The 24,929-nt window shown below is 46.4% G+C and carries 24 protein-coding genes; 18 read left to right on the top strand and 6 right to left on the bottom strand.

What is annotated here, in order from left to right:
- Positions 1-1,242: a methionine gamma-lyase family protein gene (locus tag BUB67_RS01870; protein WP_073234802.1), complete on the top strand. Its 1,242-nt coding sequence runs from the start codon at positions 1-3 to the stop codon at positions 1,240-1,242.
- A gap of 78 nt (positions 1,243-1,320) precedes the next feature.
- On the opposite strand, the gene BUB67_RS01865 is transcribed toward BUB67_RS01870, so the two are convergent.
- Both BUB67_RS01865 and cbiQ read right to left on the bottom strand, forming a co-directional pair.
- Positions 1,321-2,169, bottom strand: coding sequence for an energy-coupling factor ABC transporter ATP-binding protein (locus tag BUB67_RS01865; RefSeq protein WP_073234799.1), 849 nt, complete (start codon positions 2,167-2,169; stop codon positions 1,321-1,323).
- Positions 2,169-2,948, bottom strand: coding sequence for a cobalt ECF transporter T component CbiQ (gene cbiQ / locus BUB67_RS01860; protein ID WP_073234796.1), 780 nt, complete (start codon positions 2,946-2,948; stop codon positions 2,169-2,171). The genes BUB67_RS01865 and cbiQ overlap by 1 nt, the downstream gene beginning before the upstream one ends.
- 429 nt (positions 2,949-3,377) lie before the next feature.
- Between cbiQ and BUB67_RS01855 the strand changes: the two genes are divergently transcribed.
- The 6 genes from BUB67_RS01855 to BUB67_RS01830 all read left to right on the top strand — a co-directional run bounded on the left by BUB67_RS01855 (position 3,378) and on the right by BUB67_RS01830 (position 8,579).
- The gene (locus BUB67_RS01855) at positions 3,378-4,394 is read left to right on the top strand and encodes a TRAP transporter substrate-binding protein (RefSeq protein WP_073234791.1); all 1,017 of its coding nucleotides are present in this window, start codon (positions 3,378-3,380) and stop codon (positions 4,392-4,394) included.
- Positions 4,395-4,457: 63 nt separating this feature from the next.
- Entirely contained in the window at positions 4,458-4,985 is a 528-nt protein-coding gene (locus BUB67_RS01850; RefSeq protein ID WP_073234788.1) for a TRAP transporter small permease, read from the top strand.
- Positions 4,963-6,243 carry a TRAP transporter large permease gene (locus BUB67_RS01845; protein ID WP_073234785.1) on the top strand — a complete coding sequence of 427 codons (1,281 nt, stop codon included), beginning with the start codon at positions 4,963-4,965 and terminating at the stop codon, positions 6,241-6,243. The genes BUB67_RS01850 and BUB67_RS01845 overlap by 23 nt, the downstream gene beginning before the upstream one ends.
- 66 nt (positions 6,244-6,309) lie before the next feature.
- The gene (locus BUB67_RS01840) at positions 6,310-7,677 is read left to right on the top strand and encodes an acyclic terpene utilization AtuA family protein (RefSeq protein WP_073234780.1); all 1,368 of its coding nucleotides are present in this window, start codon (positions 6,310-6,312) and stop codon (positions 7,675-7,677) included.
- Positions 7,678-8,001, top strand: coding sequence for a DUF4387 domain-containing protein (locus tag BUB67_RS01835; RefSeq protein ID WP_073234775.1), 324 nt, complete (start codon positions 7,678-7,680; stop codon positions 7,999-8,001). It abuts the gene before it with no gap.
- Between the two features lie 170 nt (positions 8,002-8,171).
- A complete protein-coding gene (locus BUB67_RS01830; RefSeq protein WP_073234771.1) occupies positions 8,172-8,579 on the top strand; it encodes a MerR family transcriptional regulator in 408 nt (135 codons plus the stop codon).
- Between the two features lie 25 nt (positions 8,580-8,604).
- Here BUB67_RS01830 and lexA read toward each other — a convergent pair whose 3' ends face one another.
- On the bottom strand, positions 8,605-9,237 hold the full coding sequence (lexA, locus tag BUB67_RS01825) for a transcriptional repressor LexA (protein ID WP_073234767.1): 633 nt from the start codon (positions 9,235-9,237) through the stop codon (positions 8,605-8,607).
- Positions 9,238-9,398: 161 nt separating this feature from the next.
- Between lexA and BUB67_RS01820 the strand changes: the two genes are divergently transcribed.
- The 11 genes from BUB67_RS01820 to BUB67_RS16310 all read left to right on the top strand — a co-directional run bounded on the left by BUB67_RS01820 (position 9,399) and on the right by BUB67_RS16310 (position 20,803).
- Positions 9,399-10,766 (top strand): sigma-54 interaction domain-containing protein, encoded by a 1,368-nt coding sequence (locus tag BUB67_RS01820; RefSeq protein WP_073234764.1) that lies wholly within the window; start codon positions 9,399-9,401, stop codon positions 10,764-10,766.
- Positions 10,767-11,026: 260 nt separating this feature from the next.
- Entirely contained in the window at positions 11,027-11,878 is an 852-nt protein-coding gene (locus BUB67_RS01815) for a fumarate hydratase (protein ID WP_073234761.1), read from the top strand.
- Positions 11,879-11,891: 13 nt separating this feature from the next.
- Positions 11,892-12,446 carry a Fe-S-containing hydro-lyase gene (locus tag BUB67_RS01810; protein WP_073234758.1) on the top strand — a complete coding sequence of 185 codons (555 nt, stop codon included), beginning with the start codon at positions 11,892-11,894 and terminating at the stop codon, positions 12,444-12,446.
- A 209-nt stretch (positions 12,447-12,655) separates the two neighbouring features.
- Positions 12,656-14,200 (top strand): phosphoenolpyruvate carboxykinase (ATP), encoded by a 1,545-nt coding sequence (locus tag BUB67_RS01805; protein ID WP_073234755.1) that lies wholly within the window; start codon positions 12,656-12,658, stop codon positions 14,198-14,200.
- Positions 14,201-14,300: 100 nt separating this feature from the next.
- Positions 14,301-14,951: a succinate dehydrogenase cytochrome b558 subunit gene (locus BUB67_RS01800; protein WP_084127609.1), complete on the top strand. Its 651-nt coding sequence runs from the start codon at positions 14,301-14,303 to the stop codon at positions 14,949-14,951.
- Between the two features lie 16 nt (positions 14,952-14,967).
- Positions 14,968-16,725 (top strand): succinate dehydrogenase flavoprotein subunit, encoded by a 1,758-nt coding sequence (sdhA, locus tag BUB67_RS01795; protein ID WP_073234750.1) that lies wholly within the window; start codon positions 14,968-14,970, stop codon positions 16,723-16,725.
- Positions 16,722-17,471, top strand: a complete 750-nt coding sequence (gene sdhB / locus BUB67_RS01790; RefSeq protein ID WP_073234747.1) for a succinate dehydrogenase iron-sulfur subunit — start codon at positions 16,722-16,724, stop codon at positions 17,469-17,471. Before sdhA ends, sdhB begins: the two co-directional genes overlap by 4 nt.
- Positions 17,472-17,551: 80 nt before the next feature.
- Positions 17,552-18,478 carry a malate dehydrogenase gene (gene mdh / locus BUB67_RS01785; RefSeq protein WP_073234744.1) on the top strand — a complete coding sequence of 309 codons (927 nt, stop codon included), beginning with the start codon at positions 17,552-17,554 and terminating at the stop codon, positions 18,476-18,478.
- A 204-nt stretch (positions 18,479-18,682) separates the two neighbouring features.
- Positions 18,683-19,396 (top strand): winged helix-turn-helix domain-containing protein, encoded by a 714-nt coding sequence (locus BUB67_RS01780; RefSeq protein ID WP_073234742.1) that lies wholly within the window; start codon positions 18,683-18,685, stop codon positions 19,394-19,396.
- A 123-nt stretch (positions 19,397-19,519) separates the two neighbouring features.
- Positions 19,520-20,641 (top strand): YeiH family protein, encoded by a 1,122-nt coding sequence (locus tag BUB67_RS01775; RefSeq protein ID WP_073234739.1) that lies wholly within the window; start codon positions 19,520-19,522, stop codon positions 20,639-20,641.
- An 18-nt stretch (positions 20,642-20,659) separates the two neighbouring features.
- On the top strand, positions 20,660-20,803 hold the full coding sequence (locus BUB67_RS16310) for a hypothetical protein (RefSeq protein WP_159431799.1): 144 nt from the start codon (positions 20,660-20,662) through the stop codon (positions 20,801-20,803).
- 46 nt (positions 20,804-20,849) lie between these two features.
- Here the strand turns inward: BUB67_RS16310 and BUB67_RS01770 are convergent, their stop codons facing one another.
- From BUB67_RS01770 to BUB67_RS01760, 3 genes are all read right to left on the bottom strand, one after another.
- The gene (locus BUB67_RS01770) at positions 20,850-22,190 is read right to left on the bottom strand and encodes a PAS domain-containing protein (protein ID WP_238456908.1); all 1,341 of its coding nucleotides are present in this window, start codon (positions 22,188-22,190) and stop codon (positions 20,850-20,852) included.
- A 157-nt stretch (positions 22,191-22,347) separates the two neighbouring features.
- A complete protein-coding gene (locus tag BUB67_RS01765; protein WP_073234732.1) occupies positions 22,348-22,962 on the bottom strand; it encodes a response regulator transcription factor in 615 nt (204 codons plus the stop codon).
- Positions 22,934-24,577, bottom strand: a complete 1,644-nt coding sequence (locus BUB67_RS01760) for a PAS domain S-box protein (protein ID WP_073234729.1) — start codon at positions 24,575-24,577, stop codon at positions 22,934-22,936. The genes BUB67_RS01765 and BUB67_RS01760 overlap by 29 nt, the downstream gene beginning before the upstream one ends.
- Between the last annotated feature and the right edge of the window lie 352 nt (positions 24,578-24,929).

The following is a 24,929-nucleotide window of genomic DNA, read 5'->3' as shown; positions in this document are numbered from 1 at the left end:
ATGGATTTCGAACAGTTGGACAAACTTGCCAGTGAAGTAGAAATTGAAGTGCAACCGGTATACCGTGAAATCGAAGCCAGGGCCATGGTGAATCATGCCAGGGTCCTGGAAGGGTTTCACCTGGCCCGAACTTCCGACTATCACCTGAGAGGTTCCACCGGTTACGGTTATAACGATGCCGGCAGGGAAGCCCTGGAAAAAATCTATGCCCATGTCTTTGGGGCGGAGGCAGCGCTGGTCAGGAGCCAAATCGTGTCAGGCACCCATGCCATTGCCATCGCCCTGTTCGGTCTGCTGCGACCAGGCGATGAATTACTGGCCGTTCAGGGTTCACCCTATGATACACTGGAAGAATTAATCGGCAAAAGGGGAAATGCCCCCGGTTCCTTGAAGGACCTGGGGGTCGGCTACAGACAAGTGGAATTGACTCCTCAGGGGACCCTGGACTGGGAGGCCATACAAAGGGCGCTGTCTGCCAGGACCAAAGTGGTTCTGGTGCAGCGCTCCCGGGGTTATGCCTGGCGTCCTTCCCTTTCACTGGAGGAGTTAAGGAGGCTGGTGGCCTTTATCAAATCCCATGCTCCCGGGGCGGTTGTGTTTGTGGACAATTGTTACGGCGAACTGGTGGACACCGCAGAGCCCCCTGCGGTGGGTGCAGACCTGGTTGCCGGCTCGCTGATTAAAAACCCGGGCGGCGGTTTGGCGCCCACCGGGGGATATGTTGCGGGGCGCCGGGAACTGGTGGAGATGGCTGCCAACCGCTGGACGGCCCCGGGAATCGGGGCCGAAGTGGGTCCGTCCCTGGGACACCAGCGGCTGCTGTTTCAGGGTATTTTCATGGCGCCCCACATCGTGGCCGAAGCCCTCAAGGGAGCGGTGTTTGCCGCCCGGTTATTTGAAAGGCTGGGCTTCAAGGTTTCGCCGGCCTACGATGAGCCCAGGTCGGATATCATTCAATCCATTGCCCTGGAAACTCCAGAGAGACTGATTGCCTTTTGCCGGGGCATTCAAGCAGCCTCTCCCATCGATGCCCACGCCTTGCCGGAACCGGACTACATGCCCGGCTACGAAGATGACGTAATTATGGCTGCCGGCACCTTTGTCCAGGGCGCTTCCCTGGAACTAAGCGCTGATGCTCCCCTGAGGGAACCCTACGCAGTTTACCTGCAGGGCGGCTTATCCAAGGAATATGTGCGCATTGGTATCCTGAATGCGGCCAGGAACGTGCTGCAGGTAAAATAGAGAATCGCTAAACTAAGAACACAAAGGATTATTTAAAAACCGGTCCGACAGGACCGGTTTTGCATTAACACACTAATGTTATTGATTTACAGCATTCTGATGAAGAATTTTAATTAATTGATTGACATTTCTTGGTGCGGTAATGTTTTGGGAAATATAGCCGCCAAGCTGTAGTTCCTGAAAAATTTTCAGCAATAACGGTTTTTCCAGGGAGGTATTTTCTATCAAATGTTCGTCATTGAATATTTCCTCCGGTGGACCCACTTTTGCAATCCGGCCATCCTTCATCACAAATATGATGTCAGCCCATTGGTAGGCCTTGTCCACATCGTGGGTGGCCATGATGATAGAGATTCCCCTTTCATTGATGTCATTTAAAAGATCAAGGATGCGATGAGTGTACTTTGGGTCAAGGGAGGCAGTGGGTTCATCAAAAATGATCATATCCGGGTTCATGGCCAGAATGTCTGCAATGGAAATCAGTTTTTTTTGACCATAGCTCAAAAAATGGGTGGCCCGATCTTTTAAATGGGATGCACCTGTATCCAGCAAAGCTTTTATGACCCTGTTTTCTACCTCTTCATTGGTCAAACCTAAATTCATAGGGCCAAAGGACACTTCTTGCCAGACACTGGCGGAAAACAACTGGGTGTCCGGGTCTTGAAAAACGTATCCCACCTTGTTGCGCAAATTTATTAATGATGCACGGTCATATTTTAATTCTTGACCGTTAAAAATGACTTTCCCTTTATCAGGTTTCAAAATGCCGATTAAATGCAGTAAAAAAGTTGATTTGCCTGCTCCGTTGGATCCTAAAAGGGCGATTTTTTTATTTCTTTCAATGGAGACGGACAGGCCCTGCAGGGCAGCGGTGCCATCAGGATAGTTAAAATGAAGATCCTGTATTTCAAAAATATTTCCTGACATTAAAGGTTTCCTCCGTTTAAATAATGCACCGAGATTAAAAATAATTCAGTACCGGCGATTAATAATAAGTTTCTTTTTGATAATTGATACCTTTGCTCCAACACCTTGATGGTGCCGTTATAACCTCTCGCTTCTAAGGACGTATATATATCCAGAGAACGTTGATGAGACCGCATTAGAAGACTGGAGGCCAAAAGTCCCATCGACCGGTAACTGTTTTTTATACAGGTATATCCCTGTCTTGCGGATTGAGAAGTGTATATTTTTTCTGCCATTTCCAGCAAAATAAATAAGTAGCGGTAGATCAGGGACATTAACTCCAGGAACAGTTCGGGGATTTTAAGTTTCCTTAATATCGAAATAATCTCTATTAAAGGCGTAGTAAGAGATAAAAAATATAAACAGGATACAGTGGCCATTGACCTGAGAAAAAGTTTGGCGCAGGCGAGGAGACTTTCTACCGTAATACCGAACCTCAGATTGGCCCATTGCCAGCTCCACAAGACTTGATCCGAACTATGAATAACATTGATTGCAATGGTAATGGTTCCTGCCATGAAAAAGAACAGGGGGATTGATAAAAGTTTTATATAAAAATAAAGGGGGATTCTTCCTTTCCGTACGGTAACCCCTGCCATCAGAAGCAATACAATTCCTGATACAGTCAATGAGTTTAGGGCCAGGCAGGTTGTCATCGAAGCCACAGCAAATAAAAACTTTTCCCCCGGGTGCATGCCCCGTAGGGAATTACAGTAAGCGTATCTTTCTATTGGCAGCATTTTTTCTCTCCAATTTCCAACAATAAGCCCGACGGGGACCTAACACTTGTAATAATTTTTTGTACATAGGTACCAGTGCAATTATATCATAAAGTTCTCCTATGGAATAACTAAAAAGGCCAGAAAAGCCGTAAACAGCGAAAAGGTGGAGATCTGTAAAGGACCACTTTAACCCGGTGTTGACAGTCGCCCTCCCAAACAAACTTCGAAAGATAATGAATAACCGTTCAGGGTTGAAATTCTACCGTTAACGGTTTTTTTGTTGGTAAATGAGTTATAACATACTAGTATTAAGACATACAATTTAACGAATAACAGTATTTATATTAAGTATATTGAGGGTATATTTATTATTTTTCCCCAGGGGGTGATTTCCGGCCTGATTTATCAGATTATTCATAATATTTATTTTAGGGGAGGGTATTTACAGTGTACAAAATTAAAACAATTTTTGCCATATTTTTAGTAGCGGTGTTGTCGTTATCTATAATAGGCTGTGGCGGTGACGGGGGAACCAAGGCCAAGAATGAAAAAATCATCATTAAGTTCAGCCATGTGGTGGCAGAAACAACCCCCAAGGGGCAGGCGGCTTTAAAATTTAAAGAACTGGTGGAGCAGAAGTCCGGCGGTAAGATGGAAGTGCAGGTATTTCCATCCTCCCAGTTGTGCGGCGATAAGGAAGAATTAGAAGCCTTGCAGGCGAACAACGTACAGTTTATCGCTCCTTCCGTAACCAAGCTGGTTGGTTTTGTACCGGCTTTCCAGTTGGTTGATATGCCTTTTCTGTTTAGCAGTGACCAGGCTGCCTATAATTTCTATGACGGTCCCGCTGGTCAAAAGTTGATGAAGAGTCTGGAGCCCAAGGGCATGCTGGGGATGGCCTGGTGGCCTAACGGTGCCAAGCATTTCACCAATTCCAAGCGTCCGTTAAAAACCCCCGCTGATTTCAAGGGGTTAAAATTCAGAACCCAGAGCGGCGGCCTGCTGGATGCCCAGTTCAGGGCCCTGGGCGCCGGTTCTCAGACCTTGGCCTTTGCGGAAGTCTACCAGGCCCTGCAGAATGGCACTGTTGATGGTCAGGAAAACACCTTCAACAACATTGACACGCAGAAATATGTTGAAGTACAGAAATACCTCACTGTATCCGGTCACGGTCGTCTGGACTATGTGGTGCTGACCAACACCAAGTTCTGGAACAGTTTAACTCCTGAACAGCAGCAAATTATCAATGACGCCATGAAAGAAGCCACCGCCTTTGAACGGAAACTGGCTGAGGAACTCAATGCCAAGAGCTTTGAAAGGATCAAAGCCAGCGGCAAAGTGGAAATTTATGAGCTGACAGAAACCGACCGGGCCGCCTTTATAAAAGCGCTGGAACCTGTGTATGCGGAATATACCGACAAGATTGGCAAAGAGTATGTTGAGGCAGCCAGGGCCAGTAAATAAGAAAGCTCTTTGATGGGGCGGTTAATCTTTACCGCCCCCTTTCATCCTATGGGGGGGAGTCACTTGAAAAAACTTAGCAGGATTTATACCGCCTTTGAAGATTATTTTTCCGGTGGCATGCTGTTTATTGGTCTTACATTGGTTTTTATTAACGTTATCCTAAGGTATTTTTTTGGCAAACCGCAGTCTCTGCTGGATGAGTTTTCGGTCTATTTTGTTATCTGGGGTACCATGGCGGGTTTGTCCGTGGCATTGCGTAACGATCACCATATCAAAGTGGATATGCTCTATAATTATCTGCCGGTCCGCGCCAAGTGGTTGGTCAGCATATTTTCCAATACCCTGGGGCTGGCCTTTGCCATTTTCTTTGTCTATTACGGTGTGGAACTGGTACAAAACTATATCCTGTACGGCCAGCGCTCCACTGACAGCCAGTTTCCCCTTTGGATTGTCAACCTGATTATGCCTGCCAGCGGTGTGATGCTGGGGATTCGGTTTATTGAGAAGCTATATAACTTGCTAAGGGATGGCGGAACGCACTGGTTAGCAAAAAACAGGGGGGAACAACATGGCGACGGCTTGCATTTTTAGCCTGTTTGTTATTCTTTTTCTTCTCAATGTACCTATTGCCGTCGCGCTGGCCACATCTGCCATTGTTGTGCTGGCCACAACCATGGATTACAGCCTTTATATGATTGTGCAGCGAATGTTTGCTTCTCTCTTATCGCCTACCCTGATGGCGATACCGGCCTTTGTTTTTGCCGGGGTTCTCATGTCCCGGGGTGGCATTGCCAAGTATTTAATTGATTTTTTGCGAGCGTGGCTGGGTCATTTACCGGGCGGCTTGGCGGTAGTAACTGTGCTGGCCTGTGCCGTATTTGCCGCCATTTCCGGCTCCAGCCCGGCCACAGCGGCAGCCATTGGTTCCATTATGCTGCCGGCCATGATTGACAACGGCTACCCCAAAAGATATGCCATGGGTCTGGTGGCCGCTGGCGGCACGTTGGGTATTTTGATCCCTCCCAGTGTAACCATGGTGGTTTTTGGAGTGGTGGCAGAGGAATCTATCGGAAAATTGTTTATGGGGGGGCTATTGCCGGGGCTTCTGCTGGCTGCTGTCTTATTAGCCTCCGCCGTGATAACGGCCAGGAGGAATAATTTTGGTCGGGGAGAAAAGGCTGGCTGGGAAGAACGTTGGAAATCGACGCTTAAAGCTTTACCCGGGGGCTTTCTACCGGTTTTTATTCTCGGCAGTATCTACACGGGGGTTGTGACTCCCACAGAAGCTGCAGTCCTATCTGTGTTTTACACCATCCTGGTTTCGGCATTTGTATATAAAGAATTACACTTGAAAGACATCCGCTCTATCTTTGTTGAGTCCATTAATATTTCTTCCATGATCTTTATGATTATTGCGGCTGCCATGATCTTTGCCCTTTTCTTGACCACCAACCAGGTCCCCAACGCGGTGGCCGACTGGATTGCGGAGAACCATCTTAACAAATATTTATTTTTCCTAGCCACCAACCTGATGTTCTTTGTCATGGGTACTTTCCTGGAAGCTGTTTCCATTACCCTTATCACCCTGCCGATTTTGCTGCCGATGATTCATCATTTGGGCATCGACTTAATTCAATTTGCGGTGGTGATGACGGTGAATATGGAATTGGCCATGATTACGCCGCCTGTGGGTCTCAACCTGTTTGTAGTAAGCGCCATGGCCAAGGACCGTCTGGAGAACGTGGTCAAGGGGGTTTTGCCTTTCATTGCTATCATGATCATGATGCTTGTTGTTTTTGTGCTTTGGGAGGATATTTCCCTGTACATTCCGCGGGTCTTGATGAAATAACCGGCAGTTGGGTATATAATAAGGTGAGACAGAGGTCTTACCTTATTTATTTTGGAGGGATAACAATTGAGAGAATACAGGGTTTTATCTCCCACTGCCATATTGGGTTACGGTTTTCCGGAGGAATCCTTTCGGGCAGGTCTGGAACGGGAACCTGACCTGATCGCCGTTGATGCAGGTTCCACCGACCCGGGTCCTTACTACCTAGGGGCCGGGGTATCTTTTACCGACCGGACTGCCGTAAAACGAGATTTAGAGCTTATGATAGAGGCGGGACTGGAACGGAACATTCCGGTGGTGATTGGTACTGCCGGCGGCTGCGGCGCAGAGGCCCATCTCCAGTGGAATAAAGAGATCATTATTGAACTGGCCCGGGAAAAGGGGTGGCAATTTTCCCTGGGCATCATCCATGCCGAATTGAGCAAAGAGTTGGTGCTGCAGGCCTTGCAGGAGAAAAAAATTTCCCCTTTACATCCGGCTCCCCAACTGACGGAAGAGGAAATCACTGCCGCAGCAAGAATTGTTGCCCAAATGGGACCGGAACCTGTTATGTCCGTCCTGGAGAAGGGGGCCCGGGTGGTGCTGGCCGGCAGGTCTTACGATCCGGCAGTTTTCAGCGCCTCGGCCTTATTGGAGGGCTATGACAAAGGGCTGGCCATCCATATGGGGAAGATACTGGAATGCGGCGCCATCGCTGCCTCGCCGGGCAGTGGTAGTGATTGTTTACTGGGGACCCTGAGGGAGGATAGTTTCATCGTTGAGCCCCTGAACCCAATCCGCCGGTGCACGCCCACTTCGGTGGCGGCCCATACGCTGTATGAAAAGACCAATCCCTATATATTGCCTGGTCCGGGGGGCGTTTTGGATCTCCGGGAAACAACCTTCACACAGGAAACGGAAAGGGCGGTTAGGGTTACCGGCAGCAAATTCCTTCCCAGCGAAACCTACGTTGTCAAGTTAGAGGGAGCCAAACCTGTGGGTTACCGGACGGTGTCCATAGCCGGGTGCCGGGATCCCATCATGATTTCGCAAATTGACCATATTGTGGAGGCTGTGCGGGACAGGGTAAAAGACAACTTTAAGCGCTATGGCTACCGGTATTTCCTGCACTTCAATATCTATGGCAAAAATGGCGTCATGGGCAAGCTTGAACCGAAACAATCCATTGACTCCCATGAATTGGGCATAATCATTGAAGCGGTGGCGGAAACCCAGGATATCGCCAACACCATCTGCAGCTTTGCCCGCTCTACCATGCTGCACTATGGTTACCCGGGGCGGGTGGCCACTGCAGGCAATTTGGCATTCCCTTACTCACCCTCGGACTTTAAAGCGGGCGCTGTTTACAACTTTAACATTTATCATTTGATGGAAATTGATGACCCGCTAATGTTATTCCCGGCAGAAATCATACCGGTGGGGGAGGAGAAATAAATGGCCTTGGTAAAATTACAGCAAATCGCCTCTGTTATTCGAAGTAAGAATTCCGGACCCTATGAATTGACCTTGGATGTTATTTTTAAAGACAAGAATTCCTTTGAGGCTGCTTGCCGTTCCCGGGTGATTAATAAAACCACCATCGCCAAGCTGTACGGTATCCGAGAAGAGGAGGTTATTGGAATTGTAGAGTTTTCTCCCGCCTACGCCATCAAAGCCACCATTGTCCGGCCATATCCTTCCGGCGCCCTGGGAGAAACGGATGTCTACGGAGCCCAGCAACATGCCCTGCTGCTGGATTTGGAAGTGGAAGTAGACTAAGGTCATACCACTTTCGGCAAAATCTGCAAAATTTCGAGGCTTGTCCCAAAACCACTAGATATTTAATAAAAACTTAAGATTTTACAAGGATTTAGCTTATTTACAAATTTAGTTTATAGACTATATACTATATAAAAAATACAAAATTTTAAGTGAGAGGAGATAACACTTTGTTTTGTAATGATGATCAACCCATGTTTAACATAGGGGTTATTGCTGATCTTTTAAAGGTACATCCGGAAACCCTGCGCATTTGGGAAAAGCATAAGTTGGTTCAACCATCACGTCGTAACAAGCAGCGTTTATATAGCAACAATGATGTAAAACGGCTGCAGTTTATTCATTATCTTATTAATGAAAAAGGTTTAAACATTGCCGGCGTACTGCAAATCATCAGCATGTATCCCTGCTGGAATACCAAGAACTGTAGCGGCGGAGGCAACAGCGCTAAAGGTGATAACGTGAATGTAAACAAGCCTTGTTGGAAAGAACAGGGTACATATTGCTATGTCATAGAAGACAAAGCAGACCACTGCAGTGCTTGCCCGCATTACAACAAAGATTGTCAGTCCAAATAAGTAAAGGTCGCGTTAAAAGCGACCTTTATATTTTTCTCATCAGACCTACCACCTTGCCCAGGATTTTTACATCACGGACATAAATGGGTTCCATAAGGCTGTTCTCCGGCTGCAGCCGGATTCTGTCTTTTTCCTTATAAAAGGTTTTAACGGTTGCTTCATCATCCAGCAGGGCCACAGCTATCTCGCCGTTATTGACGGATTCCTGTCTTCTTACCAGGAGCAAATCCCCGGGTAAAATGCCTGCATCAATCATACTTTCGCCACGAACTGTCAGTATAAAAAATTCTCCGTACCCGGTAAAGCTCCGGGGAAGGATCACCCTGTCGTCATAATTTTGCACGGCCAGGAGGGGGAGACCGGCGGCTACTTCACCCACAACCGGGACACTGACCAGTTCATCCTGGTTACATGGTTTGGTTTCCGCAGCATGGTGATCCCTACCATTTTCCAACCCAATTACTTCAATGGCCCGGGGTTTTGTAGGATCCCTGCGTAAATAACCTTTTTGTTCTAACCTTTTCAAATAAGAGTGGACGGTAGAGCTGGACGAAAGACCCACAGCCTCACCGATTTCCCTGACGGACGGGGGATAACCTTTTAATTTTACATTTTCTATAATAACATTTAAGACAGCTTCTTCCCGGGGATTTAACATGGAAGGGTTCACAACCTTTCTTAAACACATAGGATAAGACTTGTATTTGGTATATTATAACATTTATCGGCAGGTTATGCAAAACATTTGTTCGACCGGTCGTCATTTTTTTAGCAGGTTTTTGCTGTTAACGGGCGAATAAAGGAAGGGGGGTGATGGTTATGCTGCCCATAGAAATGATCTCCGCCATTTTGGATTCGGTGCAGGAAGCCATTGAAGTGACGGATCGAGATGGTAATATTATTTACGTCAATCCCGCCTTCTGTCGTATTACCGGACTATCCTTTGAGGAACGTACCAGGCAAAACATTTTTCAGGCCTCTCCCGATGGCGCCCTTGCGTTGGCCCTTAAAACAGGCGTACCGGTAAAAGGTTATCGCACCAGGGTCGGGGGAAGCAATGCCGAGGTCATTTCCAATGCCGTACCCATCATAATCGATCATCAAATAGTCGGTGCTGTGGTTATTTTTCAACACATTACAGATATTATTAAATTAATCGAAGAATTAAAGAAAAGCACCAGCATTATTCAAAATCTTTCCGACAAGTATGGTCAGGTTACCAAAAGTAAATATGATTTTGAACAGATCATTGGTCGTAGTCAGGCCATCAAGGAATGTATAATGACCGGGCAGATGGCCGCCAAAAGCAGCAGCACTGTGTTGCTGCTGGGAGAGAGCGGTACCGGTAAGGAACTTTTTGCCCATGCCATTCACCATGCCAGTTCACGAAAAGATGGACCCTTTATCGTCATTAACTGTGCCGCCATCCCGGAAACCCTGTTGGAAAGCGAGTTATTTGGGCATGTGCGGGGAGCTTTTACCGGGGCCATCAAGGATAAGATCGGCAAATTTGAATTGGCCAATTCAGGCACACTGTTTCTGGATGAAATTGGGGACATGAACCCGTTGCTGCAGGCCAAGCTGCTAAGGGTTCTGCAGGAGAGGGAATTTGAACGGATCGGGGGAACCAGACCCGTTTCCGTCGATGTTCGGGTTATCGCTGCCACTAACAGGAACCTTAAACAGTTGGTACGGGAAGGTTTATTCAGGGAGGATCTGTATTATCGCTTGAATGTGGTGGAGATCAACCTACCTCCCCTGCGGGAACGCATTGAAGATATCATGGACCTGGCCAATTACATGATTGTCAGGTTGAACCGGAAATTAGGTAAAAAGGTGATCGGTTTGTCCAGGGAGGCCATGACGGCGCTGCATCACTATCACTGGCCGGGCAACATCAGGGAACTGGAAAATGTTTTGGAAAGGGTTATGGTTTCTTTAGATACTGATATCATTACCTACAAAGAATTGGCGCCCCACCTGTCCGTAAATTACCCGGAGGCAGTAAACACCGAAGCAGACTTGATGCCTCTGGATAAGATGGAGCAGATGATGATTGAACGGGCGCTGAAGAAATACGGGACCGGTGTAGAGGGAAAAAGGGAGGCGGCCCGTCATTTAAATATTTCCCTGGCTACCTTGTATAATAAAATTAAAAAACACAATATAAACATTTCTAATAATTAGAAGGATTGTAATTATTAGAAACAAGTGACCCTGAAATAGTTGTTTTTAGGGCTTTAATTTATAAAAATTAGAACTGCTTTCAGTAAAAATACCGGCACATTTACTTAAATTTGTCACATAATATAGTATATAATACTATATTATGCAGCATTAATGATCTGTTTAAGGGACTGTCATTTAAGACCGGGCGCATTGTGGCTTGTGGTACGAATATTGCATTAAGATGAATCCGTAAATCAATATCATCAAACTTAAGGAGGTTGCCAGCCATTAGGACCATTGATTGCAGTGTCATCATTTCAGAAGTGGCCCGTTTATGCCAGGAAGCGAACTACCGACTGGGAGAAGATGTCATAAACTCCTTTAAAAAATCCTGCGAGACCGAAGTCTCCCAGAGCGGCAAGGAAATTCTCAACTTATTGGTGGAAAACGCCGGGATTGCCGCTGCTGAATCCATTCCCATGTGCCAGGATACCGGGGTTGCGGTGGTTTTTTTGGAACTGGGGCAGGACGTGCATATTATAAACGGCGATCTCTATGAGGCTGTTAACCAGGGTGTCAGGAAAGGGTATCAAGAAGGTTTTTTACGAAAATCCATTGTTGGACACCCATTGGAAAGGGTCAATACCGGTGACAATACACCGGCAGTGATCCACACGAAAATCGTTCCCGGAGAGCAATTAAAGATTACAGTGGCTCCCAAAGGCGGGGGCAGTGAAAATATGAGCGCCCTAAAAATGCTTAAGCCCGCCGAAGGGGTGGAAGGTGTCAAAAAATTTGTTCTGGATACTGTCAAGAACGCCGGACCCAACCCGTGCCCTCCATTGATTATCGGCGTAGGAATCGGCGGTACCATGGAAAAGTGTGCGATGTTGGCCAAAGAAGCTTTGTTAAGGCCGGTGGGGGAGCCGCACCCGCTGCCTGATATCGCCCGGTTGGAACAGGAACTGCTGGAGAAAATAAACAAACTGGGTATCGGGCCCTCCGGGCTGGGTGGCCGAACCACTGCTCTGGCCGTTCATATCGAAATTTTCGGCTGCCACATTGCCAGTCTACCTGTAGCGGTAAACATCAACTGCCATGCTGCCAGGCATAAGTCTGTTGTCATATAGGGAGGATGTAAAAGTGACCCGAGTTCGTTTAACCACACCCCTTACTGATGAAACCGCGGCCAATCTCCGTATTGGTCAACAGGTTTTGATAAACGGAGTCATATATACAGGCCGTGATGCGGCCCATAAAAGGTTGGTAGAGTTATTGGATCAAGGGAAAGAATTGCCGGTGGACCTTAGAGGACAAATTATATACTACGTGGGGCCTTCCCCGGCCCCTCCGGGCAGGGTGATCGGCTCCGCAGGGCCCACCACTGCAGGTCGCATGGATGCTTATGCCCCCAGGCTTATTGAAATAGGCCTCAAGGGCATGATCGGCAAAGGCGCCAGATCAGAGGCTGTGACTGAAGCTATGAAAAAATACGGTGCTGTTTATTTTGCTGCGGTCGGCGGCGCTGCGGCGCTGATCTCCAAATGTATCGAGCAGGCAGAGGTTGTGGCCTATCCGGATTTGGGGCCGGAAGCCATTTATAAATTTACGGTGAAAGACTTCCCGGCCATTGTGGTAAATGACGCCTTTGGTGGAGACCTTTATCAGGAGGGAAGAAAAATCTATGCGGAGGAGTAAACTTGATCAAGTTTACTCCCTTAGGTATGAATCAGTCAATTAACTGGCTAAAGGTCGCGGCAGGTTCCCGGTGGCAGTCCTTCCACTGTCTAACTGTTTTTGATTTAAGTAATCAAAAACAAAAAGGATTGCTAATCCCTCTTGTGTGTATACAGTATACAAAGGGAATAAAGGCGAGGGAATTGTCTTTATGGAAAGGGGACAGATGTATGGAAAAGCTTAAACGTAAGGTGGATGCCAAAAAAATCATTGATAATCCTACCCTGGAAGAGTTGAGAAAACTGGCGTCTCATAAAGAACGAACCACCAAATACGGCAGCGCCAGTTATATTTCCCGGATGAGAAACCGCAGTGCCAGGGCTACCTTTATCGTGGAATGCGAGGGCTTTGAACCGGGGGTAGACCAGCAGGGGATGGCACCGGAAAAGGCCCTGGATCTGGCTGACCAGGTTCATGAGTTTTTAAAGGACAAAGAAGTGATTCGTATGGACCGGCAATTGTGCCTGCACTCGTCCTGCAGTTTTCATTGCCGTTTATACATTACCAAAGACTTCGCCAGTATTCCCTTTCAGTGGAAAAACATGACCTTTGAGCCGAAAAACAAGGATGCAGAACCGGATTTTGTAAGCATTTACGTGCCCGAATGGCCCCAGCGCATTATTTTCTGTCACCCCCTGGAAAAAGTTACTTATATATTGGGGCCGGATTATTTTGGCGAGTGCAAAAAGTCCTTTTTGCGGAAGGCCATGTTTGCCATGAAGGAAAGGGGAGGGCTTGGTTTCCATGCCGGCAGCAAGGTTTTAAGGGTCAAAGCGCCGGATGGTGGACTAAGGGATGTTGGCTTTATTATGTTCGGCTTGTCCGGTACCGGCAAAACCACCCTGACCATGCATGACCACGGCCTGGCAGCTCCGGAAAAAGTCATGATTCGCCAGGACGATGTGGTGTTGATGGATGAGCGGGGTTACTGCTACGGGACAGAAAACGGTTTTTATATTAAGACAGAGGGTCTGGATGAGTCCCAGAGAGTTCTCTACCAGGCTGCCGTTTCTCCCCATGCCATTTTTGAAAATGTGATGGTTCTGGAAGACGGCACCATTGATTTTAACAACGTGGAACTGACCTCCAACGGCCGGGGCGTTATTTTGAGAAGCGAGGTTATCGGAACGGACGATAAAATCGATTTGGAAAAAGCCAATAAGATTATTTTTATCACCAGACGGAACGACATCATTCCACCGGTGGCAAAACTCACGCCGGAACAGGCGGCTGCTTATTTTATGCTCGGGGAATCCATTGAGACATCAGCCGGTGATCCCGGCAAGGCCGGGCAATCCAAGAGGGAAGTGGGCACCAACCCGTTTATCATGGGCCCCGAAGCGGCAGAGGGCAACCGTCTGCTGGAAATATTAAAGGCCAACCCCGACATGGAATGTTATCTCTTAAACACCGGGTCGGTGGGCGCGCAGCCGGGCCGGGAGGGGAAGAAGATCACCATTGGCATGTCCACGGACATCATGAAGGAAATTGCCAGGGGCACCATCCGATGGGAACAGGATCCGGACTGGGGATATCAAGTCCCTGTGGAGATCCCGGGAGTTGATATGACTTCTTATCTGCCCAGGAATTATTATGATTCGGACACCTATCATGAACTGGTTAACAAATTGCGTCAGGAGAGAAGAAACTGGCTCAGCAAGTATAAAGGCTTAAGGGATGAAATACTAATGGCCGTGGAAGCTCACGGCAATTAACGGTTCGTCTTGTATACATGATCTCCGGGGGGTTTTTATTAAGTTTGACTTTAAAAATATGATATAATTTTCCTTGTAAGTTCATTATGGAGGGGTTCTGATGTCGCAAGTGAGCGTAGTACCGTCAGAAAACAGCGGATTGGCCAATTATCATTTCTTTGTTCGGAAACTTCACTCTTTTCTCGGAGTCTTTCCCATCAGTTTCTTTCTAATGGAGCACTTAATCACAAATTCGCTTGCGGCAATTAGCCCGTCATTGTATGATACCGCGGTGAGCCGTCTGCAAAGCATTCCTTTTTTGGGTGTCATGGAAGTCTTATTGATTGCATTTCCTCTTACCATTCATGCCTTGTACGGTCTCTATATTGTTTACGTTGCGAAAAATAACCTTACCCGGTACTGCTACACCAGGAACTGGACGTTTTATCTGCAAAGGGTAACGGCCTTGATTACCTTTGTTTTTGTACTGGTTCACGTTTGGCAACTGCGCATTGCCCATTCTTTGTACGGGCTGGAAATTTCTTATGTCACCATGCAGAACCTGCTGGCAAACCCATGGTGGCTGGCCTTTTACATGATTGGTCTGGTGGCCGCTGCTTTCCATTTTGCCAACGGTCTTTGGAATTTTACCGTAAGTTGGGGCATTGTGGTAGGGGAACAAGCACAGGATTTTATCTGGAAGCTATGCATGATTTTGTTTTTAATCTCTTCCTATGTTGGTCTGACTGCGATTTGGGCCTTTATCCAGTAATCCGGGAGGTTAAGCTATGCAAAGCAAGATAATCGTTGTGGGCGGCGGCCTGGCAGGTCTGATGGCAACCCTGAAAGTTGCCGAAATGGGTGTAAAGGTTCAAGTCTTTTCCCTGGTGCCAGTGAAAAGGTCCCATTCGGTCTGTGCCCAGGGGGGGATTAACGGGGCTGTAAACACCAAGGGGGAGGGCGACTCCCCGCTGATCCACTTTGATGACACCATTTACGGCGGGGATTTTCTGGCCAACCAGCGCCAGGTGCTGGATATGTGCCAGGCGGCCCCGGCCATTATTAATTTGATGGACCGGATGGGGGTCATGTTTAACCGTACCCCGGAGGGGCTGTTGGACTTCCGCCGTTTTGGCGGCAGCAAACACCACCGGACCGCCTTTGCCGGGGCCACCACCGGGCAGCAATTGCTCTATGCCCTGGATGAACAGGTCCGACGCTGGGAAGTGGCAGGTCTGGTAGAGAAATATGAGGGCTGGGACTTCTTATCGGTGGTCCTGGATGACAACCAGGTCTGCCGCGGCATTGTGGCCCAGAACCTGAAGTCCATGGAAATCCAGTCCTTTGCAGCCGACGCCGTCATCCTGGCCACCGGCGGTTGTGGGGTTATCTTTGGCAAGAGTACTAACTCCACCATTAACACCGGCGCTGCAGCCAGCGCTGTGTATCAGCAGGGTGTGTATTATGCCAACGGAGAAATGATCCAAATTCACCCCACGGCTATTCCCGGGGATGACAAGCTCCGGCTCATGAGCGAGTCGGCCAGGGGCGAAGGGGGGCGGATTTGGACATACAAGGACGGCAAGCCCTGGTATTTTCTGGAGGAGTGGTACCCGGCCTACGGCAACCTGGTTCCCAGGGATATCGCCACCCGGGCTATTTACAAGGTTTGTTATGAATTGAAACTGGGCATTGACGGCCAGAATATGGTGTACCTGGATGTCTCTCATATTGACAGAGACATCCTGGATAAAAAGCTGGCGGGAATTCTGGAGATATATGAAAGGTTTGTGGGAGACGACCCGCGCAAGGTTCCCATGAGGATCTTTCCGGCGGTTCATTATTCCATGGGCGGCCTGTGGGTGGATTACGGCCAAATGACAAACATCCCAGGCTTGTTTGCCTGTGGGGAGTGTGAGTACCAGTACCATGGAGCCAACCGCTTGGGCGCCAACTCACTGCTGTCGGCCCTTTACGGCGGTATGATCACCGGGCCCAATGCCGTCAACTACAGTAAATCGTTAAATAAGAGCTGCCAGGATTTGCCCCAATCGATTTTTGATAGGGAAGTCAAGCGACAGCAATCCTTTATGCAGCAAATTTATCAAATGGACGGCAGCGAGAATGTATATAAACTACACCAGGAGCTAGGCAACTGGATGACCGAAAATGTCACGGTGGTCCGTTATAACAAGAAACTCCAGGAAACAGATGACAAGATTCAAGAACTGATCCAGAGGTGGCACAGGATTAAACTGGCCGATAAAGGGGTCTGGGCCAACCAGGAGGCTGCCTTTACCCGTCACCTGTGGCATATGCTGCAGCTGGCCAGGGTCATCACCCTGGGTGCCCTGGCCCGCAATGAGAGCAGGGGGGCCCATTATAAGCCCGAGTTTCCCGAACGTGACGATGTCAACTGGTTAAAGACCACCAAGGCCAGGTTTACTCCCGACGGCCCCGCATTAAGTTATGAAGAGGTGGATACATCATTAATTCCTCCTCGTCCCCGGCGTTATGATGTTGATAAGGAGGCGGTGGGCAAGTGAGCGATCGGTATGTTTCTTTAAAGATTAAGCGGCAGACGGACCCCCGCAAGCCCGCCTATTGGGAAGAGTTTAAGATCCCCTATAAAGATAAGATGAATGTGATTTCTCTTTTGATGGAGATCCAAAGAAACCCGGTCAATGCCAAAGGGGAGGCCACCACGCCGGTGGTCTGGGAATGCAATTGCCTGGAAGAAGTATGCGGCGCCTGTACCATGGTGATTAACGGCAAGGCCCGGCAGGCCTGCTCTGCTCTGGTGGATCAACTGGAACAGCCTATCGTTCTGGAACCCCTGAGCAAGTTTCCGGTGATCCGCGATTTGATGGTGGACCGGACGGTCATGTTTGAAAACCTGAAAAAGGTTAAAGCATGGATTCCCATTGACGGTACCTATGACCTGGGGCCCGGTCCCCGGATGGCTCAAAAGGTTCAGGAAGAGTGTTATCCCATCTCCCGCTGTATGACCTGCGGCTGCTGTATGGAAGCTTGTCCCAACGTTAATAATAAAAGTAAGTTTATGGGGCCGGCGCCCCTGGCCCAGGTGAAATTATTTAATTCCCACCCCACCGGGGCCATGAACCAGGAAGAGCGACTGGATGCCATCATGGGAGTGGGCGGCATTACCGATTGCGGCAATGCCCAAAACTGTGTCAAGGTATGTCCCAAGCAAATTCCCTTAACCAAGTCCATCGCCCAATTAAACAGAGACACCACCATACATGGGATTAAAAGATGGTTAGGCCGTTAATAAAACGTCCTAATCTCACGGCGTGTGGATGTCACTGTCTTGATATGTGATAATTAATCAATATGGGAGGAACTGATAGGATGAAAAGAAAGAAAATTACCATTGTCGGGGCCGGGAATGTGGGAGCCACCTGTGCCCACTGGGCTGCTGCCAAAGAGTTGGGGGATATCGTTCTCATTGACGTGGCAGAGGGTATTCCCCAGGGGAAAGCCCTGGATCTGATGCAGGCAGCGCCGGTGGAAGGATATGACAGCATTATTATCGGTACCAATGATTATGAGGATACCGCTGAGTCCGACGTTGTGGTGATAACTGCCGGCATGGCCCGCAAGCCGGGGATGAGCCGGGATGATCTCTTAAACATCAATGCAGGCATTGTACGCAGCGTTACCGAGCAAATTGTAAAGTATTCCCCAAATGCTTACATACTGGTGGTTACCAACCCGGTTGATGTCAGTACGTACATTGCTTATAAGACCAGCGGTTTTACCCCTAACCGTGTATTTGGCCTGTCAGGGGTGCTGGATTCCGCCCGTTTCCGCACCTTTATTGCCAGGGAACTGAATGTTTCCTTTGAAGATGTGACTTCCTTTGTGCTGGGCGGGCACGGTGACGACATGGTACCGATGGTTCGCTACACCTATGTTGGCGGCATTCCGGTAGAAAAGCTGATTCCCAGGGACCGTTTGGAGTCCATGGTTGAAAGAGCCAGAAAGGGCGGCGCTGAAATCGTCAACTATCTCAAGACCGGCAGCGCCTATTATGCGCCCAGTGCATCCGTCATGCAAATGGCTGAATGTATCTTGAAGGATAAAAAGCGTATTTTACCCGTCTCCGCCTACCTGCAGGGCGAATATGGCGAAACCGACGTATTTGCGGGTGTTCCTGCCATCATCGGTGGCAACGGGGTGGAGAAGGTCATTGAATTGGATTTAAATGATGAAGAAATGACTGCCCTCAAGAAATCCATTAATTCCGTAAGAAACAATATTGCCAAGTTAGGTTAAGATTGAATGATGTAAAATAGTTAGGCCTGTCCTAACTATTTTGCACTTTATGAAATAATACCCGGCCCTATGGATGACCAGGGTTAAGGTATAAAATATCAAAGACGCTTTCTTGTTTAACCAATTCTTAACTAAGTGTTCAGTAAACTTTAACAAATCCCCTATACAATTTAATTAAAAATAAAAACAGAGCAGGGGATCGTGTTGGCGAAAATACTTGTTGTGGACGACGAAACCAATATTTTGGAGTTAATAAAATTTAACCTGGAAAAGGACGGACACCTGGTGATGACCACCACCGGTGGGGAAGAAGGGTTGCGTTTAGCGAAGATGGAACTGCCGGATTTAGTAATCCTGGATGTCATGCTGCCTGAACCCGACGGTTTAGAAATATGCAGAAGGCTGCGCAGTGACCCGGCCACTTCCATGATGCCAATACTGATGGTTTCTGCCCGGGGAGATACTCTGGACAGGGTGGTGGGGTTGGAGATGGGGGCCGATGACTATATTGCAAAACCCTTCAGTCCCAGGGAACTGTCGGCCAGGGTTAAAGCTGCCCTGCGTCGGGTCAAACATGAAAAACCGGCCCTTATGACCGGCCGGGAGCTGAGATCCGGCGGCATCGTCCTGGATACAGAAAAGTTTCAGGTGGAGGTTGAGGGACAGCCTGTCAGCTTTACGCCCAAAGAATTTAAGTTGTTAAAGATCTTAATGTCTCACCCCGGTAAAGTCTTTACCAGGGAGCAGTTGCTGGACAGGGTTTGGGGATTTGACTTTAATGTGGATACCAGAACGGTAGACGTTCATATCCGGTATGTACGCCAAAAGATTGAACCAAACCCCGCCAATCCCACATATATTAAGACCGTCCGTGGTGTGGGTTATAAGTTTTCAGAGAATACCGGCAGTAGTGAATGATCAACAGGCTTACGGCAAAGTCCGTAAGCCTGTTGATTTTATATCAAAATATGTCGATAATTCTTAATTTGTTGTTATAATATAAGAAAGTCAAATTATAACAGAAGCCTAGGAGAGGTGCAAATGCATCAAAACAAAAATGTGTTAAAAATCGTTCCGGGCATTCTTTTAATGTTTGCTATAGCCGTTTTTACCATGGGGGGGCAAGACATAGGAATTCCCTGGCCCGGTTTAGAGGCATATTTTCGCTCAAATCCCATCACTCAAAAAATACTTATTGATATCCTGCGCTTAAATTACATACTCTTGTCTATCATCATCGGTATGCTGATCGGAAATTTATTTACGCTTCCCGATTGGATCTTAGCAGGTGTCTCCACTTCCCGGCTGTTTATCAAACTGGGAGTGATCCTTCTGGGGTCATTGTACAGCTTTGTGGAAGTAGCACAGCTGGGTGTAACGGCAATCATCCTGGTTCTTTCCTTTGTTATAATGACACTGGTTTTCACCCTGTGGCTGGGTAAAAAAACAGGCATGGACCCGGCCTCTGCCGCCGTGCTGGCAGCCGGGACTGCTGTGTGCGGGGTTTCGGCCATTGTCGCCACAGCGCCGGCCGTCAGGGCCAAAACCACTGATGTGGTTTTCTCCATTGCCACCGTTCTGTCCTTTGGGGTGGTTTCTATTTTTTTGTTTCCAGTGATTGGCAATTTCTTAAACCTGAGCCCGCATCAGTTCGGTGTATGGTCAGGAACAGGGATCCTCAGTTCGGGACAAGTTCTGGCGGTTTGTCTCATCTATGACCCCGGGACAGCCAACCATGCCTCGGTTAGCTTGAAAACCGGCGAGATCTATAATCTGGCCAGGGTTTTGTTTTTGCCCTTTGTTGTGTTGGCGCTGGCAGCCCTCAGCAGCCGTTCCGCCCGGCTGCCGGATGACCATATTAATATACACACCGGTTTATGGAGTAAGTTTCCCGTCTTTGTCCTTGGTTTTTTAATTATGGTTTTTCTTACTTCATTCGGACTGCTGGGACAAAACTCGCCTCCATCACCGGAGCTTATCACTATACGGAAACTGTATAACTGGTTTTTTGCCATCGGTTTAACGGGGCTTGGCATGCAGATCTCTTTCTCGGAGTTACGAAAAGCGGGGGGTAAGCCTTTGGCAGTAGGATCGGCGGCCGCGTTGATGAAAGCCGTGCTGGCGCTGATCGTTGTGATGCTTTTTATTTCTGAAAATCCATAAAAATGTCGGGGTGATGAAGTGCCAAAAGAAAGAAAACCAACCAAACCGGATGATTATGAACCCAGGATGTATACGCTCTTTGCCACTGAGAGGATGGAAGATTACGTCGCACTTTCACTGGCGCTGTTTATCGTTATTATTGTTTTAATCGTTCACCAGTAAAAAAACTACCCTTACCGTTTCTCTTATTTAACGGTAAGGGTAGTTTTTATTTTAAAGAACTGCATGTGAGGATGATATCATTTTGTATTACAACCAGTGTTCCCGTATAGATTCCGTCGTCATCATAGACCGGGGTTACCTCACAGGTAAGGCCGCCGGAGAGTTCCAGCCTTTTTGTTGCCCTGGAATCAATATTGTTATAAATAAAGGCAGCCAATTTACGGTCAATGACCTCGATGCTGGTACCAGGGATTAAATTTTTAAGGTAACACTTGGCCATTAAATTTGCCAGGGAAATTTCATGATCCTTGTTGACAAAAATGATTCCCTGGGGCAGGGCATCTATTAATTTGTCCAGGATTTGATGATAAATATTATCTTCCTTGACATCGGTCCTGATGACCGTCAATGAACCTAGTATTTTATTGTTCTTGATGATGGGAGAATGAATTGCTTTAAGCAGTTTATCTCTGAATTTCAGCGTTAAGGTGGTAGATCCTTCATTTTCTCTTTGAAAATCATCTGTATTGCCGAAGAGTTCTTTTAACTTAATATTTCTTAACGTGTTTTTTCGATCGGCAAACATATGATGGGCCGCTTCATTGGCGAAAATGATACGGCCTGAATTGTTGGCGATGATAACTCCCTCGTGAATCTGATTAAAGATGGCAAAGTCGATATTTTCAAAGTATGTCTTTGCAGTATTAACTCCCCAAAATTCAACCAGCAACTCGTAAAGACAGATATAAAGGGCAAATACCAATAATAAAACCGTTATGGCCCTGTACAATTCAAAATTATTGGTTTCAAAGAAAAAATACAATCTCCAGAGACTGTCACCTGCATCTGAGGCTACGATAGTATATCTCTTATTGTCATAGTAAAAAGTCTCTTGCTGAGGATCAAAAACATTTGCCTTTACCTTCTCAAAGGGCCAGATCACAGGATTACCGGAAGAATCAAAAACAGCAACTCGGTAGTTTTGGTTCATAAAATCTTGAATAATTTCATTTTGAAACTGATCAAGCCGGAAGTTAACCGCTAACAATGTTCTTTTGTTTTTTATGGGGACGATCATGGTGATTACTTCATGCCTGGATGAAGGATCCAGGTGCAAACCGGAGACCAGAACTTCGTAACTTTTTAGGCGTTCAGTTTGTTTTGCCAATTCAATGATGAATTGATCCTGACCGTATTGGGAGGTGGTATTTTGTATCGTCCCGTCTGCCTTCACGATATATAGATTCGTTATCCGGGAATCAAAAAAAATAAATTGGTTCAATAATTGTTGGTTGCTCTGTTTGTTCTCAACTCTTTTTGCAATATTTATGGTTACGGTCTTTAGATCTTCATGAAAGGTGTTTGTTTTATTAACAGCGATTTGCATGATTCCGGTCTCATACCTACTGATGATATTCTTGGTATGACGGAATTCCATAATACCAAACAAAATAAAAATGCTAATAAAAAAGATTGTTACGAAAGTAGGAAAGATGCTTTTAAATGGGGGGGATTGTTTCATTTGTATCCTCCGGGTTTAAAGCTTATTTTATGATACCCCTCTTTACTGCGGCGGTAAGAGCTTCTTCCACAGAGTGAACATTCAGTTTGGCAAAAATATCCTTTAATCTCCTTCTAAAGGTAGAGAGACTTATATAAAGATCGGCGGCAATTTCCTTTTGATTTTTTCCACGGGCGAGCAGTTGTAGGATTTGTATTTCTTTTTCCATTAATCCCGTATCGGAAAGATTCAGCAGACTATCGGTATTCAGGCCGGGGTAAAGATAGGAGCCACCCTTATAAGTCATTAAAACAGCGGACTTAATTTCATCAAAGAAAGCATATTTGGGAACAAAGCCCTTAACACCGCATTCCATGGCTTTTTTTATGAAAATCGGATCGTCATAGGTGGTAAGGGCCACATGCTTAATATGAGGGTATTTTTGCTTTATTTTACCGGCCAGTTCCAGGCCGTCCCCATCCGGAAGACCGATGTCCAGCAGAATCACATCGATATCCCCGGATAGCTTTGCCAGAGCCTCCTCACAAGATCCGGCCTCCGCCACCACTTGCATGCTGTCTTCCAGTTCAAGAAGCTTTTTTAAGCCCTCCCGAAAGACGTTATGATCCTCAATCAACATGATCTTGATTTTCTCCATCTTCTTGGCCTCCTGGTTGTATCGGGACAGTCAAGGTAACACAAAAACCTGTTTCACAATACCCAAAAACAATATCTCCGCCAATGAGAGCGGCCCGTTCCTTCATGCCCCATAATCCTTTGCCTACCAGAAAATCCCCCTCAGCTCCCCCGTTATCCATAATTTCTATCTTCAGGGTATCTTGTTGTTTGGTAAAATTAATATCTACTTCCGTGGCTTTGGCATGTTTGACAATATTGCTGAGGGCTTCTTGAATGATTCGGTAAATGATGATTTCATCCTTCTTTTTAACTCGTAAAGCCCTGTCCTGGTAAAAGATATACACTTTAATTTTATTTAACTTTTCATAGGTTTGAATGTAGGATTCCAGCGCCGAAATAAGGCCCACTTTGTCGATTAAATAAGGGTGGATGTCATTCATGATACCCCGCATTTCAATGGCGGCATTTTGACAGTGGTTGCGCAGATCCCTTAAATTTTGCAGTAATTCGTCACCTTTTAAGTGACCGTTTTTATGCAACCGGAGGTTATAATCCAGTGAATGGATGATGGTTGACATATACCTGGCGATCCAGTCATGAATCTCAATGGAGATTCTTTTTCTTTCTTTTTCCAGGGTGTCTAATAAAAGTGACTTGTCTTTTTGTTCATTGGCCAACCTGGCAATCATCATGGCTCCCACTAATTTATTCAACAGGAAAAGAGGAACATAGTCCACGGTCAAATCAATGGTACGCCCGTCATTATTAAAATTGACTCTGGTTCTTAACAGTTCCTTTTGAGTTAACAAAGCATGCAATAACGGTTGAGTAATATTCTGCAAACGGGGGAACAGTTCCGGGAAATGTTCAATGTTTTTATCTAACACCGCCTCCGGGAGTAAACCGAACAAATCCCGGGCGGATTTGTTGACATATTTAACATTACCGGAACTGTCAACAAACATAAAGGCGCTGTCCGTGTATTCAGCCAATTCACCGGTATATATGCATTTGGTCAGAAAAGGTTTTAACAAAAGGTATAAAACATAGGGTAAGAGCAGCAGTGACACGAACAAAAGGACCAGTAACAAAATTATTTTCCTGTTTATATTTGCCAGGGTGGATTGAAAATAATTATCTAATTCCTTGTCATAGGTTTCACTTAAATTTCTTAGTTTTACATTCATTTGCCTGGTAAAGTCCTGGTTCCGCAAATAAAAATCCTGCATTTCTTTTTGTGAATAGTTATTGCTTTGTATGGTAGGGATTACTTCCAGGGAGGCAAAGGACAAATAAGTTTTGCTTAATTCAATTAAATCGTGTATGTTCTGGTTCCTTGGGAGGTTGTCAGAATCATAAAGGTCAGTCTGTTTTTTTATGATCATAGCGCTGTATCTATAGAAGCGATCCAGATACTGCGCATCTGATAATAAGATATAATCCTGCAGGCTGGAAGTCATGGCGTCAATATTACTGGATAATTCTTTAAAGTCAGTTAATTGCTCCTGGTAATCCTCGATCCTACCAATTTGCTGGTAGGTGGTTAAAAAGTTTTGAAAGAGCAAAACAGAACATACACAAACAATAATAAATAATATTAAAGCCAGCTTTGTAAGTTTTTTGTTAAATGACATATTGTCACCATGCCGTGAAAGATTTGGTTTTTAAATTAAAAATGATTATGTGTAGTGTATAAATTATAATATTTTGACGATATATAGTAAATTCCTCTTAAATAAATTCATTTTTGTCCAATGCTTCCTCCTTGTTTAAAAAAGTCATATACAAGACAATTAATAAGTAATGATTACGACAAAAAAAGAATCATGCAAATGACACAAATGTGTCATTTGCATGATTCCTAAATGCCAATCCGCCTGCATTTTATTGACCGTGCCTACCAAAAATATTAAGATCTCATTAAGATCAACCAATTAACAAAAACATTTTGCAGTTCAGAAAGTAACAAAAGTAACAATTGTAACA

This window comes from Desulforamulus putei DSM 12395, assembly GCF_900129195.1.
Classification (GTDB): domain Bacteria; phylum Bacillota; class Desulfotomaculia; order Desulfotomaculales; family Desulfotomaculaceae; genus Desulfotomaculum; species Desulfotomaculum putei.
Note: the sequence above shows the minus strand (reverse complement) of the source record. Positions and strands in the feature narration are given on the sequence as shown.

Excerpts from the sequence above, each read along its gene's own strand:
- BUB67_RS01800 (WP_084127609.1), top strand. The coding sequence starts at position 14,301 with ATGTCGCAAGTGAGCGTAGTACCGTCAGAAAACAGCGGATTGGCCAAT.
- BUB67_RS01760 (WP_073234729.1), bottom strand. The coding sequence starts at position 24,577 with ATGTCATTTAACAAAAAACTTACAAAGCTGGCTTTAATATTATTTATT.
- BUB67_RS01765 (WP_073234732.1), bottom strand. The coding sequence starts at position 22,962 with ATGGAGAAAATCAAGATCATGTTGATTGAGGATCATAACGTCTTTCGG.
- lexA (WP_073234767.1), bottom strand. The coding sequence starts at position 9,237 with ATGTTAAATCCCCGGGAAGAAGCTGTCTTAAATGTTATTATAGAAAAT.
- BUB67_RS01775 (WP_073234739.1), top strand. The coding sequence starts at position 19,520 with ATGCATCAAAACAAAAATGTGTTAAAAATCGTTCCGGGCATTCTTTTA.
- BUB67_RS01845 (WP_073234785.1), top strand. The coding sequence starts at position 4,963 with ATGGCGACGGCTTGCATTTTTAGCCTGTTTGTTATTCTTTTTCTTCTC.
- BUB67_RS01835 (WP_073234775.1), top strand. The coding sequence starts at position 7,678 with ATGGCCTTGGTAAAATTACAGCAAATCGCCTCTGTTATTCGAAGTAAG.
- BUB67_RS01770 (WP_238456908.1), bottom strand. The coding sequence starts at position 22,190 with ATGCAAATCGCTGTTAATAAAACAAACACCTTTCATGAAGATCTAAAG.
- BUB67_RS01805 (WP_073234755.1), top strand. The coding sequence starts at position 12,656 with ATGGAAAAGCTTAAACGTAAGGTGGATGCCAAAAAAATCATTGATAAT.
- BUB67_RS01870 (WP_073234802.1), top strand. The coding sequence starts at position 1 with ATGGATTTCGAACAGTTGGACAAACTTGCCAGTGAAGTAGAAATTGAA.
- BUB67_RS01865 (WP_073234799.1), bottom strand. The coding sequence starts at position 2,169 with ATGTCAGGAAATATTTTTGAAATACAGGATCTTCATTTTAACTATCCT.
- mdh (WP_073234744.1), top strand. The coding sequence starts at position 17,552 with ATGAAAAGAAAGAAAATTACCATTGTCGGGGCCGGGAATGTGGGAGCC.
- cbiQ (WP_073234796.1), bottom strand. The coding sequence starts at position 2,948 with ATGCTGCCAATAGAAAGATACGCTTACTGTAATTCCCTACGGGGCATG.
- BUB67_RS01820 (WP_073234764.1), top strand. The coding sequence starts at position 9,399 with ATGCTGCCCATAGAAATGATCTCCGCCATTTTGGATTCGGTGCAGGAA.
- sdhA (WP_073234750.1), top strand. The coding sequence starts at position 14,968 with ATGCAAAGCAAGATAATCGTTGTGGGCGGCGGCCTGGCAGGTCTGATG.